The 15,568-nt window shown below is 61.5% G+C and carries 12 protein-coding genes; 1 reads left to right on the plus strand and 11 read right to left on the minus strand.

The genetic code is table 11. The features are described 5' to 3' along the window. Positions 1–97 precede the first annotated feature (97 nt). Positions 98–1,393 carry an MFS transporter gene (locus tag Q9451_RS09050; RefSeq protein WP_041166576.1) on the plus strand — a complete coding sequence of 432 codons (1,296 nt, stop codon included), beginning with the start codon at positions 98–100 and terminating at the stop codon, positions 1,391–1,393. 49 nt (positions 1,394–1,442) lie between these two features. On the opposite strand, the gene Q9451_RS09055 is transcribed toward Q9451_RS09050, so the two are convergent. The 11 genes from Q9451_RS09055 to Q9451_RS09105 all read right to left on the minus strand — a co-directional run bounded on the left by Q9451_RS09055 (position 1,443) and on the right by Q9451_RS09105 (position 14,881). Continuing rightward, entirely contained in the window at positions 1,443–2,312 is an 870-nt protein-coding gene (locus Q9451_RS09055) for an aldose 1-epimerase (RefSeq protein WP_012273810.1), read from the minus strand. Positions 2,313–2,337: 25 nt separating this feature from the next. Beyond that, positions 2,338–3,261, minus strand: coding sequence for a DMT family transporter (locus Q9451_RS09060; RefSeq protein WP_345960903.1), 924 nt, complete (start codon positions 3,259–3,261; stop codon positions 2,338–2,340). A 57-nt stretch (positions 3,262–3,318) separates the two neighbouring features. Continuing rightward, positions 3,319–4,599 carry a TRAP transporter large permease gene (locus Q9451_RS09065; RefSeq protein ID WP_012273808.1) on the minus strand — a complete coding sequence of 427 codons (1,281 nt, stop codon included), beginning with the start codon at positions 4,597–4,599 and terminating at the stop codon, positions 3,319–3,321. Beyond that, positions 4,600–5,127, minus strand: a complete 528-nt coding sequence (locus tag Q9451_RS09070; RefSeq protein WP_012273807.1) for a TRAP transporter small permease — start codon at positions 5,125–5,127, stop codon at positions 4,600–4,602. 66 nt (positions 5,128–5,193) lie between these two features. Continuing rightward, positions 5,194–6,165 carry a TRAP transporter substrate-binding protein gene (locus tag Q9451_RS09075; protein ID WP_012273806.1) on the minus strand — a complete coding sequence of 324 codons (972 nt, stop codon included), beginning with the start codon at positions 6,163–6,165 and terminating at the stop codon, positions 5,194–5,196. A 64-nt stretch (positions 6,166–6,229) separates the two neighbouring features. Further along, on the minus strand, positions 6,230–7,111 hold the full coding sequence (locus Q9451_RS09080; RefSeq protein WP_012273805.1) for an SMP-30/gluconolactonase/LRE family protein: 882 nt from the start codon (positions 7,109–7,111) through the stop codon (positions 6,230–6,232). Between the two features lie 26 nt (positions 7,112–7,137). Next, a complete protein-coding gene (locus Q9451_RS09085; protein ID WP_012273804.1) occupies positions 7,138–7,944 on the minus strand; it encodes an NAD(P)-dependent oxidoreductase in 807 nt (268 codons plus the stop codon). A gap of 251 nt (positions 7,945–8,195) precedes the next feature. After that, positions 8,196–9,434, minus strand: coding sequence for an OprD family porin (locus tag Q9451_RS09090; RefSeq protein WP_012273803.1), 1,239 nt, complete (start codon positions 9,432–9,434; stop codon positions 8,196–8,198). Between the two features lie 546 nt (positions 9,435–9,980). Beyond that, on the minus strand, positions 9,981–11,231 hold the full coding sequence (locus tag Q9451_RS09095; RefSeq protein WP_003254823.1) for a ribonucleotide-diphosphate reductase subunit beta: 1,251 nt from the start codon (positions 11,229–11,231) through the stop codon (positions 9,981–9,983). A 446-nt stretch (positions 11,232–11,677) separates the two neighbouring features. Continuing rightward, positions 11,678–11,863 (minus strand): hypothetical protein, encoded by a 186-nt coding sequence (locus tag Q9451_RS09100; RefSeq protein ID WP_012273802.1) that lies wholly within the window; start codon positions 11,861–11,863, stop codon positions 11,678–11,680. Positions 11,864–12,001: 138 nt separating this feature from the next. Continuing rightward, positions 12,002–14,881 carry a ribonucleoside-diphosphate reductase subunit alpha gene (locus Q9451_RS09105; RefSeq protein WP_012273801.1) on the minus strand — a complete coding sequence of 960 codons (2,880 nt, stop codon included), beginning with the start codon at positions 14,879–14,881 and terminating at the stop codon, positions 12,002–12,004. Positions 14,882–15,568 lie beyond the last annotated feature (687 nt).

The following is a 15,568-nucleotide window of genomic DNA, read 5'->3' on the forward strand; positions in this document are numbered from 1 at the left end:
GTGGCAATCTTCCGCCTGAAACAATTTGTCGCAAATAGCCCCCGTCGGCCTTTGCGCCAATCACCCGCAACTCTAAAAACAAAAATTCAGGTGAACCATGAAGATGAAAGGCATCCGTTGGTGGATGGTCAGCCTTGTCACGGCCGGGCTCGTCGTCAACTACCTCGCCCGCAATACCCTCTCGGTGGCTGCCCCCACCTTGATGACCGACCTTTCCATCAGTACCGAGCAATACGCCAAGATCGTCGCCGCCTGGCAGGTGTGCTACGCCCTCATGCAGCCGGTGGCCGGCTGGTTCATCGACTTCATCGGCACCAAGCTGGGCTTTGCCGTGTTCGCCATGGCCTGGTCTGTGGCCTGTGCCGGCGCGGCCCTGGCTACAGGCTGGCAGAGCATGGCATTCATGCGCGGGCTGCTGGGCATGACCGAGGCCGCGGGCTTGCCGGCCGGGGTCAAGGCTACTACCGAGTGGTTCCCGGCCAAGGAGCGTTCGGTGGCGATCGGTTGGTTCAATATCGGCTCGTCGCTTGGCGCCTTGCTGGCGCCGCCACTGGTGGTGTGGGCGATCCTGCACAGTGGCTGGCAACTGGCGTTCGTCATTGTTGGCGCGTCAGGCATTGTCTGGACGTTGCTGTGGATGCTGCTGTACAAGCACCCGCGTGACCAGAAGCGCCTGAGTGATGAGGAACGGGACTACATCCTTGCCGGGCAGGAAGCGCACTTCAAACAGGACACCCGCGAGAAGGGCGCGTGGAAGCGCATCTTCAAGACCCGCAACTTCTACGCCATCGCATCGGCGCGAATTCTTTCCGAGCCCGCCTGGCAAACCTTCAATGCCTGGATCCCGCTGTACCTGATGACCGAGCGGCACATGAACATCAAGGAAGTGGCGATGTTCGCCTGGCTGCCGTTCCTGGCGGCCGATATCGGCTGTGTGCTGGGCGGTTACCTAAGCCCGTTGTTCCACCGCTACTTCAAGGTGTCGCTGTTCACCTCGCGCAAGATGGTGCTGGTGTTCGGTGCCAGTTGCATGATCGGCCCGGCCTGCATCGGCCTGGTGGAAAGCCCGTACACCGCGATCCTGTTGCTGTGCATTGGCGGCTTTGCCCACCAGACGCTGTCGGGGGCGCTGTACTCGATCACTTCGGATTCGTTCAGCAAGGACCAGGTGGCCACGGCGACCGGCATGGGTGGCATGTGCGGCTATCTGGGGGCGGCGGTGTTCACCTTGGTGTTCGGCGTGCTGGTCACGCAGATTGGCTACAGCCCGTTGTTCGTGGTGCTGGCAGCGTTCGATATCGTGGCGGCGGTGCTGGTGTGGAAGGTGGCGCGCGAAGTGAGTGGCGAGTCTTCTGTCAGGAAGATGGCAAGCTCGACCGAGGCACTGGCATAAGGCTTGAGATTTTGGGGCCGCTTTGCAGCCCCAATTCCAGGCAGCTCCCTTACAGCGCCTGATACTGCATCCTGAACCCAAGGTTCATCGCTTCCCCACGCTGCAGCAACCGCAACCCCGGCCGCCCTGGCAAGTGATGCGCATTGACCGGGTGGCTTACCGGCTCAAAGCAGAAAAAGCCTTGCCCTTGCGGGCAGAACAGCAAGAAGTGCTCAGCCCCGCTGGCACTGCACGTCAGTCGATGACCCGCGCTTGGCTGTTCAATCACACACTCCCCCGGCCAACCACTGAAGGCATGATCGACGACGCTCTCAGGCAAAAGCCCCATGGCATTGAAACGCCACGGTTCAGGCACTTCGGCCTGATACGACGGCAACCGCCCATCCTCGGCCAGCCACACCTTGCGCGCCGCCGCGTACAGCTTGGTATCGGGATAGCGCGGAAAGTAAGGGTGCAAACCCAGCCCATACCAGGTCGCCAGCGCTTCCAGGTGCACCACATGCAGGTCCAGGTTCAGGCAGCCCTCATGCAAGTGCACATCCAGCGTGGCTTGGTAGGCAAACGGCACGGCACTGTCCAGCCTCAGCCGCGCACGTCGTTCGCTGTGGTGCTCTACCTGCCAGGCCTGCTGCCAGGCACTTCCATGAATCGGGTATGGATCATGCTCGGTGTTCGGTGCCAGTGCCTGCCAGCCCTCGGGCTGGGCAAAGCCACCCTCGGCAATGCGGTTGGACCACGGTGCCAGCGGGTAACAGGCCAGCCGCCTCGGGGTGCCACTGGCCAGCGCAGCCGTGTCGGAATGGCGCAGCAACGGCTGGCCGGTTGCCTTCACTTCCCAGTTCACCAGGCTGGCGCCCACCCCCGGTGCCAGGCTCAGACGGGTCAGGCGGTCCTGCAGGTGCAGCTCGGTCACAGCCATGCAAGGCTCCTTTCTGGGTGATCGATCAATGGGGCCGACGGTAGGTGAGCAGCACGATGCCGCACACCACCACGGCGCCCCCGACCAGTTGCAGGGGGCTTAGGTGCTGATCGAGCAAGGCCCAGCCCAGCAGCAAGGTGGCGATGGGTTCAACGTTCATGACTGGCGCGTTCTGCGCCATGTTCAGGCGAGGTACACAAACGAACAGCAAGGTGAAGGCCAGGCCGTATAACACCACCAGGCTGGCCAGGGCCGCCCAGCCGCTGCTGCTTCCTGGTAGTGACAGGCCGGACGGCATCACCCCGCTTGCGCCTGCAATCAGCATGCTGGAGAACACGATCAGCAAGGTCAGCAGGCTGCGCACGGGGCCCCGCACGCTGGCCAACTTGTGGTCGGTGATCCACAAGGCGCAGGCAAAGGCACAGGCGGCGCCAAAGGCCAGGCTGATGCCCGTTGCCCAGTGCGGGTTGGCCGCGCCACTGTCGGCCAGACGTGCCGGCACATCCAGTGCCAGTACCAGACCGCACAGGATCAGGCCCATGAACAGCACCGTGCGGCCGGTGGGGCGTGCGCCACCCAGTGCCCAAGTGAGCAGTGCCAGCAGCATCGGAAAGGTGTTGCCCACCAGCAGCGCCAGGGCGACCGGGATGCGCGCTACCGCCGAATACAGGCACAGGCTCTGGGTGGCGATCAGCAGGCCGAGCAGCAGTTGCCAGTGCCGGGTACCGGCAGGCAGGCCCAGCGCCTGGCGTTGCCACACCAGCAGGCCGGCCAGCACCAGCAAGGTAATACCTGAGCGGCAGAGGATCGCCAGCAACACGCCGGTGCCGTCATCGAAGGCGATGCGTGCGGCAATGTGGTTGCCGGCGAATGAGCAGGCCAGCAAAGCCAGCAGGGCAATGGCCAGCTTGCGTGGGAACAAGGGGGAAACAGAGGAGGGGACAGTCATGTGCAGGATCCGTTTGCAGATAGAGCCAAAGGGGCCGCAACGCGGCCCCGATTCTATTTACAGCACCACGCTAGGCAGCCACAGCGAAATGGCCGGAATGTAGGTCACCGCCATCAGCACCAAGAACAGCGCCAGGTAGAACGGCAGCAGCGCCTTCACCGTCGACTCGATGCTCACCTTGCCGATGGCCGAACCGACGAACAGCACGGCGCCCACCGGTGGGGTGATCAGCCCGATTCCCAGGTTCACCAGCATGATCATGCCGAAGTGCACCGGGTCCACGCCGATACCGGTGATTACCGGCAACAGGATCGGCGTAAGGATCAGGATCAGCGGCGCCATGTCCATCACCGTGCCCAGCAGCAACAGCATGAAGTTGATGCACATCAGGATCACATAGCGGTTGTCCGACAGGGTCAGAAACGCCGTGGTGATTTTCGACGGGATCTGCATCAGCGTCATCACGTAACCAAAGCTGGCGGCAAAGCCGATCAGAATCATCACGATCGAGATGGTGCGCACCGTGCGATGCATCAGCTTGGGCAGGTCGCGCCACTTGTAGTCGCGGTAGACGAACATGGTCACGAAGAACGACCACACTACCGCCACTGCCGCCGACTCGGTAGCGGTGAACACGCCCGACAAAATGCCGCCAAGGATAATGACCATGGCCATCAGGCCCCACAGCGCTTCACCGGCGATTTTCAGCGCCTGGCGCATCGGGATCACTTCGCCCTTGGGGTAGTTGCGCTTCTTGGCGAAGATCAGGCACAGGCCCATCATCACCGCACTCAGCAGCAAACCGGGCATGACTCCCGCCATGAACAGCGAGGCAATCGACACCGTGCCGCCCGCCGCCAGCGAATACAGCACCGAGTTGTGGCTGGGCGGGGTCAGCAGCGCCTGTACCGAGCCGCTGACGGTCACGGCAGTGGAGAATTCGCGCGGGTAACCCTTGCGCTCCATCTCTGGGATCAGCACCGAGCCCACCGAGGCGGTGTCGGCCACCGACGAGCCGGAAATCGCGCCGAAGAAGGTCGAGGCCATGATATTGACCAGCGACAGCCCGCCGCGCACGAAGCCCACCAGCACTCCGGCAAATGCCACCAGCCGCCGTGACATACCGCCTTCGGCCATGATCGCGCCGGCCAGCACGAAGAACGGAATCGCCAGCAGCGAGAACTTGTTAACCCCACTGGCCACCTGGATCATCATTGCCTGCAGCGGGATATCGATCCACCAGGCGCCAATCAGCGCCGACAGGCCCAGGGCATAGGCCACCGGCATGCCCAGCAGAATGAGCATGATGAAACTGCCCAACAGAATGAACGCATCCATTTACGCCGCTCCTTCGCTTTCTTCTACGTGGTCGAAGCGCACCACCTTGCGGTGGCTCTGATCGCCCAAGAGGAGTTTTTCCAGTACGAACACCAGGGTCAGCACACCACCGAGCGGAATCGGCGCATAGGTCATGCCAACCCGCACCCCAGGCAATGACGCCAGAGACTGGTTCCAGGTAGTGATGCACAGCTTGGTGCCGTAGTAAGTCATGAACACGCACACCAGAATCATCAGCACTTGCACCAGCAGCGCAACCAACTGGCGCTGCAGTGGTGGCAGGCGGTCTGTAATCATCGCCACCGCCATGTGCGCCCCAGCCCGGTAGCTGGCTGCGGCGCCGACGAAGGTGAACACCACCATCAGCAAGATGGCCACTGGCTCCGGCCAGCTTGAGCCAGTGCCGAGCACGTAGCGGGCGAAAATGCCCCAAGGGATGATCAGCGACATGGCCAGGATCGACAGGCCGGCGATCCAGATGCAGCCGCGGTACAGCGTGTCGTTCGCACGCAGAAAAAGGTTCTTCATGGGCATCACCAAAGCGGCAGGGCGGCGGGCGCCGCACTGCCGAGGTCGTTTGGGTAGGGGGCGCTGTTACTGGACGGCGTCGATGCGCTTCATCAGGTCGGCGTACTGCGCGCCGTATTTTTCGCGTACCGAGGCAGTGGCGTCGTAGAATGGCTTCTTGTCCACGGTGATGAACTCGACACCGGCGGCCTTGAGCTTCTCTTCGCTGGCGGCGGACTTGGCATCCCACAGTGCGCGTTCTTCCATCTGCGCTTCACGCGCGACCTTCTTCACCAGTGCTTGCTGCTCGGGGCTGAGTTTGTTCCAGGTGGTTTTGGACATTACCACCGGCTCCGGCAGAATCAGGTGCCCGGTCAAGGTGTAGTACTTGGCGCTCTGGTAGTGGTTGTGCTCGAGCAGCGTGGGCGGGTTGTTCTCGGCACCATCGATCACGCCGGTCTGCAGGGCGCTGAAAATTTCCCCGGTGTCCATGGCGATACCGTTGCCGCCCATGGCGTTCATCATGTCGATGAACAGCGGGTTGCCCTGTACGCGAATCTTCATGCCCTTGAGGTCTTCCAGGCTGCGTACCGGTTTTTTCGTGTAGATGCTGCGCGAGCCGCCATCCATCCAGGCCAGGGCCACCAGGTTGAAATCGGAGTTGGTGATCTTGTCGAGGATCTCCTGGCCGATCTCGCCGTCGATGATCTTGCGCATGTGCTCATGGTCGCGGAACACGAACGGCATGTTGAACACGTTTACATCCGGCACCACCGGGCCGACGATCCCCAGGCTGACGCGGGTCATCTGCACGGCGCCGATCTGCGCCTGTTCGATCACTTCCTTCTCCGAGCCCAGCACGCCGCCGGCGAACATCTTGAAGGTGATGTCGCCGTTGCTGGCTTCTTCCAGCTTTTTACCCATGTTTTGCTCGGCGACCACGGTCGGGTAGCCGGCCGGGTGAATTTCGGCGAACTTGATGTCCAGTGCCGAGGCGGGTGTGGCGACGCTGAAGGCGAAGGGGAGTACGGCAAGGAGCAGCTTGCGTTTGAACGTCATGATGAAACTCCGTGGTTTTTATTATCTGGTTTCGTGTGTGCAAGTGTGGGGGCGGCAAGGGGCGTCAGCCCCGGTAGGCAGGTTCTTCCAGGCCCTTGGTGCCAGGGTTGAGGGCAAATACCCCGCCGGCCAGGGGCTGGTCGCTGAGGTCTGTGCCCGCAGGGCGGATCGAAGTGACGTACAGGGTGTCCAGGCTGGCGCCGCCAAAGGCGCACATCGCCGGCTTTTTCACCGGCACGCTGAGTGAGCGGTCGAGGCGCCCGTCGGGGGTAAAGCGGTGGATCTGCCCGGCATCGTTGCCGCAGATCCAGTAGCAGCCATCTTGGTCGATGGCGGCGCCATCGGGGCGGCCGGGGTAGCCGCGCATATCGACGAACAGCCGCTTGTTGTGCGGTGTGCCGCTGTCGATGTCATAGTCGAAAGCCCAGACCTTTTGCACGCTGGGGTGCGAGTCGGACAGGTACATGCGCGTGCCGTCGGGGCTGAAGGCCAGCCCGTTGGGCACGATCATGCCGTCTTGCTGCAGGTGCAGGTGGCCTTCGCTGTCATGCCGGTACAGCGCGCCGACATGGGCGCCTTGCTGCATGTCCAGCAGCATGGTCCCGGCCCACAAGCGGCCCTGGCGGTCGCAGCGGCCATCGTTGAAGCGCATGCCGGCCTGGGCATGCTGGACGCTGCTGAGCAAACGGCTGTCCAGGCTGCCGTCGGCTTTGGCCTGGATCTGGAAGATGCCGCTTTCCATGCCTGCTACCCAGCCCTGAGCGCTGCGGGCGATGCAGGCCAGCATCTCGTCGCCCTGCCAGACCTGGTGCTTGCCATCGGCCGCCTGCCAGCAGTGCAGCTGGCGGGCGGGAATGTCGACCCAGTACAGAGCCTGTTCGCTGACGTGCCACACGGGGCTTTCCCCAGTGCCGTTGCGGGCGTCGACAATCAGTTCGCAATTCATGGCCGTGCCTCCTGGCGCGTGTGGGTTCAGTTGAATGGGCCGGCCACGGCGAAGGCGCCGCCCTGGTAGACCATGCTCGGGTCATCGGCGGCGGGCGCCGGCTGGGCTTCAACGGCGGCGCGGAAGGCTTCGGAGCTGTCCTTGGGCACATAGCCAAGGTGCTCGGCATGGCGGTTGTCCCACCACACGGTGCGGTTGTCGGAGGCGCCGTAGACGATGGTGTGGCCAACGTCGGGCGTGAACAACCCACGCTCGATCAGTTGCACCAGGTCGTCGTAGCTCAGCCAGGTGCAGAGCATGCGCGGGTTCTGAGGTTGCGGGAACGACGAGCCGATGCGAATGCTGACGGTCTCGATGCCGTAGCGGTCGAAATAGAAGCTGGCCACATCCTCGCCGTAGCACTTGGACAACCCGTAGTAGCTGTCGGGGCGGCGCGGGGAGTGGGCGTCGATGCGCTCATCCTGGCGGTAGAAGCCGATGGTGTGGTTCGAGCTGGCGAAGATGATGCGCTTCACCCCATGCTTGCGTGCTGCCTCGTAGACATGAAACACACCGCAGATGTTGGGGCCGAGGATGTCTTCGAAGGAATGCTCGGTGGACACGCCGCCGAAGTGAATGATGGCGTCCACGCCTTCGACCAGGGCGTGGACCGCAGCCTTGTCGGCCAGGTCGCAGGTGATCACTTCTTCGTGCGGCCCGGCAGCAGGTGCCATAGGGCTGATATCGGAAAGGCGCAGGACCTCGGCGTAGCCTTGCAGGCGTTCGCGAAGGACCTTGCCCAGGCCGCCTGCGGCTCCGGTGAGCAGCAGGCGATTGAGGGGAGTAGGGGTCATGGCCGGCTCTTGTTGTTAATTGTTGTAGGTTGTCGTATGACTTAGCTGATTATTGGCGGTGGGTTCGGTTGTTGTCAATGACAACTCAGTGACTGATTAGCGTTATGTGCGGTACTTGTAGGAGCGGCCTTGTGTCGCGAAAGGGCCGCAAAGCGGCCCCGGCAATTTTGCGGTGAGGCCAAGACCCTGGGGGCGCCTCGCACCCCGATCGCGACACAAGGCCGCTCCTACAAGGGCCCGTGTTGAGCGGGTTACAGCAACGACAACGGGTAGTTGAAGATCAACCGGTTCTCATCAAACTCGTTGTTGCTGTAATCCCGCCGAATCGACGAGTTGCGCCACTTCACACTCAAGTCCTTGAACGCCCCGCTCTGGATCACATACGCAAGCTCCGTCTCGCGCACCCACTCCTTGCCATCAGTGACCGACCCGGTATGCACATCGCGCCCGCTGATATAGCGGTTCATCAAGGTCAACCCCGGCACCCCGACCGTCACGAAGTTGAAGTCATGGCGCACCTGCCACGAGCGTTCGTTGGCATTGTCGAAGCTGGAGTTGTAACTGTCGTTGGCCAGGGTCCCGCCGCTGGTGCCGTTGACCCGCATCCAGGTATCGCCATCAACTTTCTGCAGCCCCACCCAGAACGTGCTGCCGCCGTACTTGGCCGAGAACATCCCCGAGTAGGTCTTGTTGTCCAACTGCCCGGCGCGCTCGGAGCCATCCTCATCGCCCTGGAAGTAGCCCAGGTTGGCGCCCAGGGTCCAGTCACCCACTGGCTGGTTATGGCTCACTTGCAGATACTGCTGCTGATACACGTCCTTCAGTACCGCATTCCACAACCCCACCAGCGTGCGGTCCTGGTTGAATTTATACTCGCCACCGACGAAGTTGAAGCGGTCTGACACCCCGCCGCCGTAGCTCATGTCTTCCATGCTGGCGTCGTTACGCGGGCTGTTGCCGCGGAACTGGCCGCCATACAACGTCAACCCGGCGATCTCGTTGGAGGTGACTTGCCCGCCACGGAACGTCTGCGGCAGCGAGCGCCCGTCGTCCGAACGCAAAATCGGTAGCACCGGCATCCACTCGCCGATTTTCAGTTCGGTCTTGGAGATCCGTGCCTTGCCTGCGACTGCCAGGCGCCCGTAGTCGTCTGCTGGCTTGCCATCGTCGTGGCGCGGGAGCAACGCTGTACCATAAGTGCCGCCGCCGCCATCGAGCTTTACCGACCATAGCCCCAGCACATCCACCCCGAACCCGATCGGCCCTTGGGTGAATCCCGACCGCGCATCGAGGATGAAGCTTTGCGTCCATTCCTCGGCCTTGCTTTGCGGGTTGCTGGGGTTGGTGAAGTTACGGTTGATGTAGAAGTTACGCAGCCCGAGCGTAGCCTTGCTGTCTTCGACAAATCCAGCAGCCAGGCTGGTGCCCGGCAGGCCAGCGATGACACCGGCGCCCAACAGGGCGAAAGGCAGGGTATGGCAGACTCTCATTATTGTTGTGCTCCCGAAGGGTATGGCAGCCCGTCCACCGGGCACGCGCGAGCGGCCTGCGGCAGGGGCGGGTAGGTAACGGGCCGGTCAGGGCCAGGGGTGAAAGCGCGGAAACGGGCCGCTAGGTACTGATGGGCGTACGCCAGCCAGTTGGGGGTAGAGGGATGTGCAACAGACGTGGATGCAGCGGGATGGGTGTCGACATGGGATCGTCCACTGATTGTTGTTTTTGTTATGTGTTGTCGTACAACTGTGGACGATTATTAGCAAGGCCGAGGTAGGCTGTCAACGTGTAATGGCCTATTGATTATAGGCCCGGCACTCGAATAATGAGGTGTAGCGGCTCTATCATGCCTTCTACAAAGACATACGATGACTTCGCTTAAGCTCCAAGGCTTGCACAGTCCCTGAAGGGGCAGCCTGAGCGATGATGCAGGACAGTTGCTGCGAAGGGCTCAGCGTCATCTCACAGAGCACATTGCCAAGCCATTCCAGCAAAAAAAAAGGCTGCCATTCGGCAGCCTTCTCGATGCTCAGCCCGGACGATCAGTCCCAGCTCAGTGCACCACCAGTCTGATACTCGATCACGCGCGTCTCAAAGAAGTTCTTCTCCTTCTTCAAGTCCATGATTTCGCTCATCCAAGGGAACGGGTTGGTAGTCCCTGGGTACTCTTCTTTCAGACCAATCTGAGTCAGACGGCGGTTGGCGATGAACTTGAGGTAATCCTCCATCATCGCCGCGTTCATGCCCAGCACGCCGCGTGGCATGGTGTCACGGGCGTATTCGATTTCCAGCTGGGTCCCTTGCAGGATCATCTGGGTCGCTTCTTCCTTCATCGCCGCGTCCCACAGGTGCGGGTTTTCGATCTTGATCTGGTTGATCACGTCGATACCGAAGTTCAGGTGCATCGACTCGTCACGCAGGATGTACTGGAACTGCTCGGCCACGCCGGTCATCTTGTTGCGGCGGCCCATGGACAGGATCTGGGTGAAGCCGCAGTAGAAGAAGATGCCTTCCAGCACGCAGTAGTAGGCGATCAGGTTGCGCAGCAGCTCTTTGTCGGTTTCGACGGTGCCGGTGTTGAATTCCGGGTCGGAGATGGCGCGGGTGTACTTCAGGCCCCAGGCGGCTTTTTTCGCGACCGACGGGATCTCGTGGTACATGTTGAAGATCTCGCCTTCATCCATGCCCAGCGATTCGATGCAGTACTGGTAGGCGTGGGTGTGGATCGCCTCTTCGAAGGCCTGGCGCAGGATGTACTGGCGGCACTCGGGGTTGGTGATCAGGCGGTACACCGCCAGGGCCAGGTTGTTGGCAACCAGCGAGTCGGCGGTGGAGAAGAAGCCCAGGTTGCGCATGACGATGCGGCGCTCGTCTTCGGTCAGGCCGTCCTGGCTCTTCCACAGGGCGATGTCGGCGGTCATGTTGACCTCTTGCGGCATCCAGTGGTTGGCGCAGCCGTCCAGGTACTTCTGCCAGGCCCAGTCGTACTTGAACGGTACCAGCTGGTTGAGGTCGGCGCGGCAGTTGATCATGCGTTTTTCGTCAACTGCAACACGGGCCGAGGAACCCTCCAGCTCGGCCAGGCCTTCGGCAACGTCGAGGGCATCCAGGGCAGCCTTGGCACGTTTGACGGCTTCGGAGTCAGAAGCGGTGGCCGCACGGGCTTCCAGGGCGGCGGCACCACCGGCGCTGTCGAGCTTGTCGAGAGTGGCGGCGGCAGCGGCCTGCGCAGGGGTATTGCCTTTGGCGGCTACTTCGCCGTCTTCTTTGTCGAATTCGTCCCAGCTCAGCATGGTTTGGCTCCTGCTTGAGGGTCGCCCTGGGGCAACCGGTTGGATTTTAAGAATGTGATGCCTGACGCAAGGCCGTAACGGCGAATGGACAGCTCGAGAGGCTGACTCTCGTTTACATCTGAATGTGTTCTGGCTTGTACCTGGCCAGGCCTCTGGGAGGGGCCAGGACAATTGAAAGGTGCTCTTTTCAGAGGGGGCGAAGTATATAGGATTTCGCCTTCGATCGGGGCGCGTCTCTTGCGGGCGAGCGTAACTATTTCGACCGGAATTGCGTGCGTCCGTTCACCTGGTTCGTGTCGTTTGCTACGGGGAGGGAGTGTAGCGGCAAAATGCGAATGGCACTACATATTGTGCCATTTTATTTTTTTCACACATTATGTGGTGTTGGCGCGATCTTTGTAAGCTCGGCTTTGTGTCGCGATAGGGCCGCAAAGCGGCCCCGGCGATCATGCGGCGCTGCTGCAATCCTGGGGGCGCTTCACACCCCCATGCGACACGAGGCCGCTGCCACGGGTGTGCAGCGTTTCGACAATGTGTGTCTTGGGGTTGTTGCGTGCTTCTGCGACCGTGGTGAAACGCCCGGTTTCAGCATTGCGACCAATCTTGCGAGTTGTCTTTTTTTTCCGCGCCATGGGCTAATGTCCTGTTCGAGAGGTCTTGTTCTTTTACCGAGCCGCGCGAGCGGTGGGCAAAGGGCAAGATTTCTCTGATGCGCGGATACAAAAATGCCGCGCGGGGCACCCGTAGGCACCCCGCGCGGCATTCAGGCCTTACTGGCAGGCTTCGCAGTCAGGCTCGTCGATCGCGCAGGCCTTTGGCACTGGCGCAGGGCCGGCTGCCTGAACCGGGGCGCTGTCGCCACCGCTGGAAACGGCGTTGAGCTTGCCGGTGTTGATGGTCGACTTCTCGGTGCTGGTCGCGGCCAGGGCACGGAGGTAGTAGGTGGTTTTCAGACCACGGTACCAGGCCATGCGGTAGGTCACGTCCAGCTTCTTGCCCGAGGCGCCGGCGATGTACAGGTTCAGCGACTGAGCCTGGTCGATCCACTTCTGGCGACGGGAAGCTGCGTCGACAATCCACTTGGTCTCGACTTCGAACGCGGTGGCGTACAGGTCTTTCAGCTCTTGCGGGATACGTTCGATCTGCTGCACCGAGCCGTCGTAGTACTTCAGGTCGTTGATCATGACCGAGTCCCACAGGCCGCGGGCCTTCAGGTCGCGGACCAGGTACGGGTTGATCACGGTGAACTCGCCCGACAGGTTCGATTTCACGTACAGGTTCTGGTAGGTCGGCTCGATCGACTGCGACACGCCGGTGATGTTGGCGATGGTCGCGGTTGGCGCGATGGCCATGATGTTCGAGTTACGAATACCTTTCTGTACGCGGGCACGTACCGGCGCCCAGTCCAGGGTTTCGTTCAGGTCGACGTCGATGTACTTCTGGCCACGGGCTTCGATCAGGATCTGTTGCGAATCCAGCGGCAGGATGCCCTTGGACCACAGCGAACCCTGGAAGGTCTCGTAGGCGCCACGCTCGTCGGCCAGGTCGCAGGACGCCTGGATCGCGTAGTAGCTGACCGCTTCCATCGACTTGTCGGCGAACTCGACGGCAGCGTCGGAGCCGTAGGCGATGTGCTGCAGGTACAGTGCGTCCTGGAAGCCCATGATGCCCAGGCCGACCGGGCGGTGCTTGAGGTTCGAGTTACGCGCCTGCGGCACCGAGTAGTAGTTGATGTCGATCACGTTGTCGAGCATGCGCACAGCGGTGTTGACGGTGCGTTGCAGCTTGGCGGTGTCCAGCTTGCCATCGACGATGTGGTTCGGCAGGTTGATCGAGCCCAGGTTGCAGACCGCGATCTCATCCTTGTTGGTGTTCAAGGTGATCTCGGTGCACAGGTTGGAGCTGTGGACCACGCCCACATGCTGCTGCGGCGAACGCAGGTTGCACGGGTCCTTGAAGGTCAGCCATGGGTGGCCGGTCTCGAACAGCATCGACAGCATCTTGCGCCACAGGTCTTTGGCCTGGATGGTCTTGAACACCTTGATCTTGTTGTACTCGGTCAGGGCTTCGTAGTACTCGTAGCGCTCTTCGAAGGCCTTGCCGGTCAGGTCGTGCAGGTCTGGCACTTCCGAAGGCGAGAACAGGGTCCACTTGCCGTCATCGAAGACACGCTTCATGAACAGGTCGGGGATCCAGTTGGCGGTGTTCATGTCGTGGGTACGACGACGGTCATCACCGGTGTTCTTGCGCAGCTCGATGAACTCTTCGATGTCCAGGTGCCAGGTTTCCAGGTAGGCACACACGGCGCCCTTGCGCTTGCCACCCTGGTTGACGGCAACGGCGGTGTCGTTGACCACTTTCAGGAACGGTACGACGCCCTGGGATTTACCGTTGGTACCCTTGATGTAGGAGCCCAGTGCGCGCACAGGGGTCCAGTCGTTGCCCAGGCCACCGGCGAATTTCGACAGCATGGCGTTGTCGTGAATCGCGTGGTAGATGCCCGACAGATCGTCCGGCACGGTGGTCAGGTAGCAGCTGGACAGCTGCGGGCGCAGGGTGCCGGCGTTGAACAGGGTCGGGGTCGAGGCCATGTAGTCGAACGACGACAACAGGTTGTAGAACTCGATCGCACGGGCTTCCTTGTCTTTCTCCTCCAGCGCCAGGCCCATGGCCACACGCATGAAGAACACCTGCGGCAGCTCGAAGCGCACGCCATCCTTGTGGATGAAGTAGCGGTCGTACAGGGTCTGCAGGCCCAGGTAGGTGAACTGCTGGTCGCGTTCGTGGTTGATCGCCTTGCCCAGTTTTTCCAGGTCGAAGTCGGCCAGCGCCGGGTTCAGCAGTTCGAACTCGATACCTTTGGCGACGTAGGCTGGCAGGGCCTTGGCGTACAGGTCGGCCATTTCGTGGTGGGTAGCGCTGTCGGCTACGTTGAGGAAGCCCAGGCCTTCGGCGCGCAGGGTGTCCATCAGCAGGCGTGCGGTAACGAACGAGTAGTTGGGCTCGCGCTCTACCAGGGTACGGGCGGTCATCACCAGGGCGGTGTTGACGTCCTTGATGGCCACGCCGTCGTACAGGTTCTTCAGGGTTTCGCGCTGGATCAGGTCGCCATCGACTTCGGCCAGGCCTTCGCAGGCTTCGCTGATGATGGTGTTCAGGCGGGCCATATCGAGCGGAGCCAGGCTGCCGTCGGCCAGGGTGATGCGGATGCTTGGGTGCGGCTCGACCACGGCGTCGGTGTTGGCGCGGGTGGCACGCTCCTTGGCACGCTGGTCGCGGTAGATCACGTAGTCGCGGGCAACTTTCTGCTCGCCGGCGCGCATCAGGGCCAGTTCGACCTGGTCCTGGATTTCTTCGATGTGGATGGTGCCACCCGATGGCATGCGACGCTTGAACGTGGCGGTAACCTGCTCGGTCAGACGCGCGACGGTGTCGTGGATGCGCGACGAAGCGGCGGCGGTGCCGCCTTCAACTGCGAGGAACGCCTTGGTGATGGCCACGGTGATCTTGTCGTCGGTGTAAGGGACGACAGTGCCGTTACGCTTGATCACGCGCAGTTGGCCGGGGGCGGTGGCGGCCAGATCCTGGTTGGAATCGGCGGCCTGCGGCACCTTGGCCTGCGGGTTCTCGCGAGTTGTGTCGGTTTGCATGGGTGGGTGTCTCCACAGTTTCTATATTGTTCAGGCGCCTTTTGGGCGCCCACCGTTCCGTCCACTTGCTCGATGGCCTGGCGGGGATGCGCAATGCATGCGCATCCGCCCGCGCGGGCGTACCGACTTCGGGACAGACTCAGGAATAAGGGGCAATGGCTTGCCGCTCCCTGGCCGAAGTCAAAGGTTCTGGGCAGGGCCCAAAAACTGTTGCTGATGGATGCCAGGCCTGGCCTGCAACACCCATACCCGAACAAGGCCCTGGAAGGGCTTGCCTCGGTCGCCTCCGCAGGAGCGGTTCGGCTGCTGAAATCACCTGAAGTTCCACCCGGAAAATCGCTTGATCTTGCGGGTTGACTTTTGTGTGTGATTTTGCACGAACCCCTATATCTAGTGGTTCGCTGCGATCGGGATACAAGATAATGCGGTATTGGGGGCTTTGCAAGGCGAGCGCCTGTGGATAACGTGTGTGTACTTTGTGAGTGAATGGTGGGTATTCGCTGTAGGCCTTGTGCCAAGTGGTTTGCAGTATTTTTCTGCGCCTTGATGCCCCGGGGCAGTTTTTTTCGGGCGCGAACCCTATCACAAAAAACGGTTCAGTCGAGGGGCTGTGGGTGGGTTGGCAGTGCCGGGGGCGGGACGTAGTATCCGGCTGTGATATTGCTTTTAGGTTAAAGGAGCAGTGCG

This window comes from Pseudomonas sp. NY8896 (assembly GCF_039634505.1).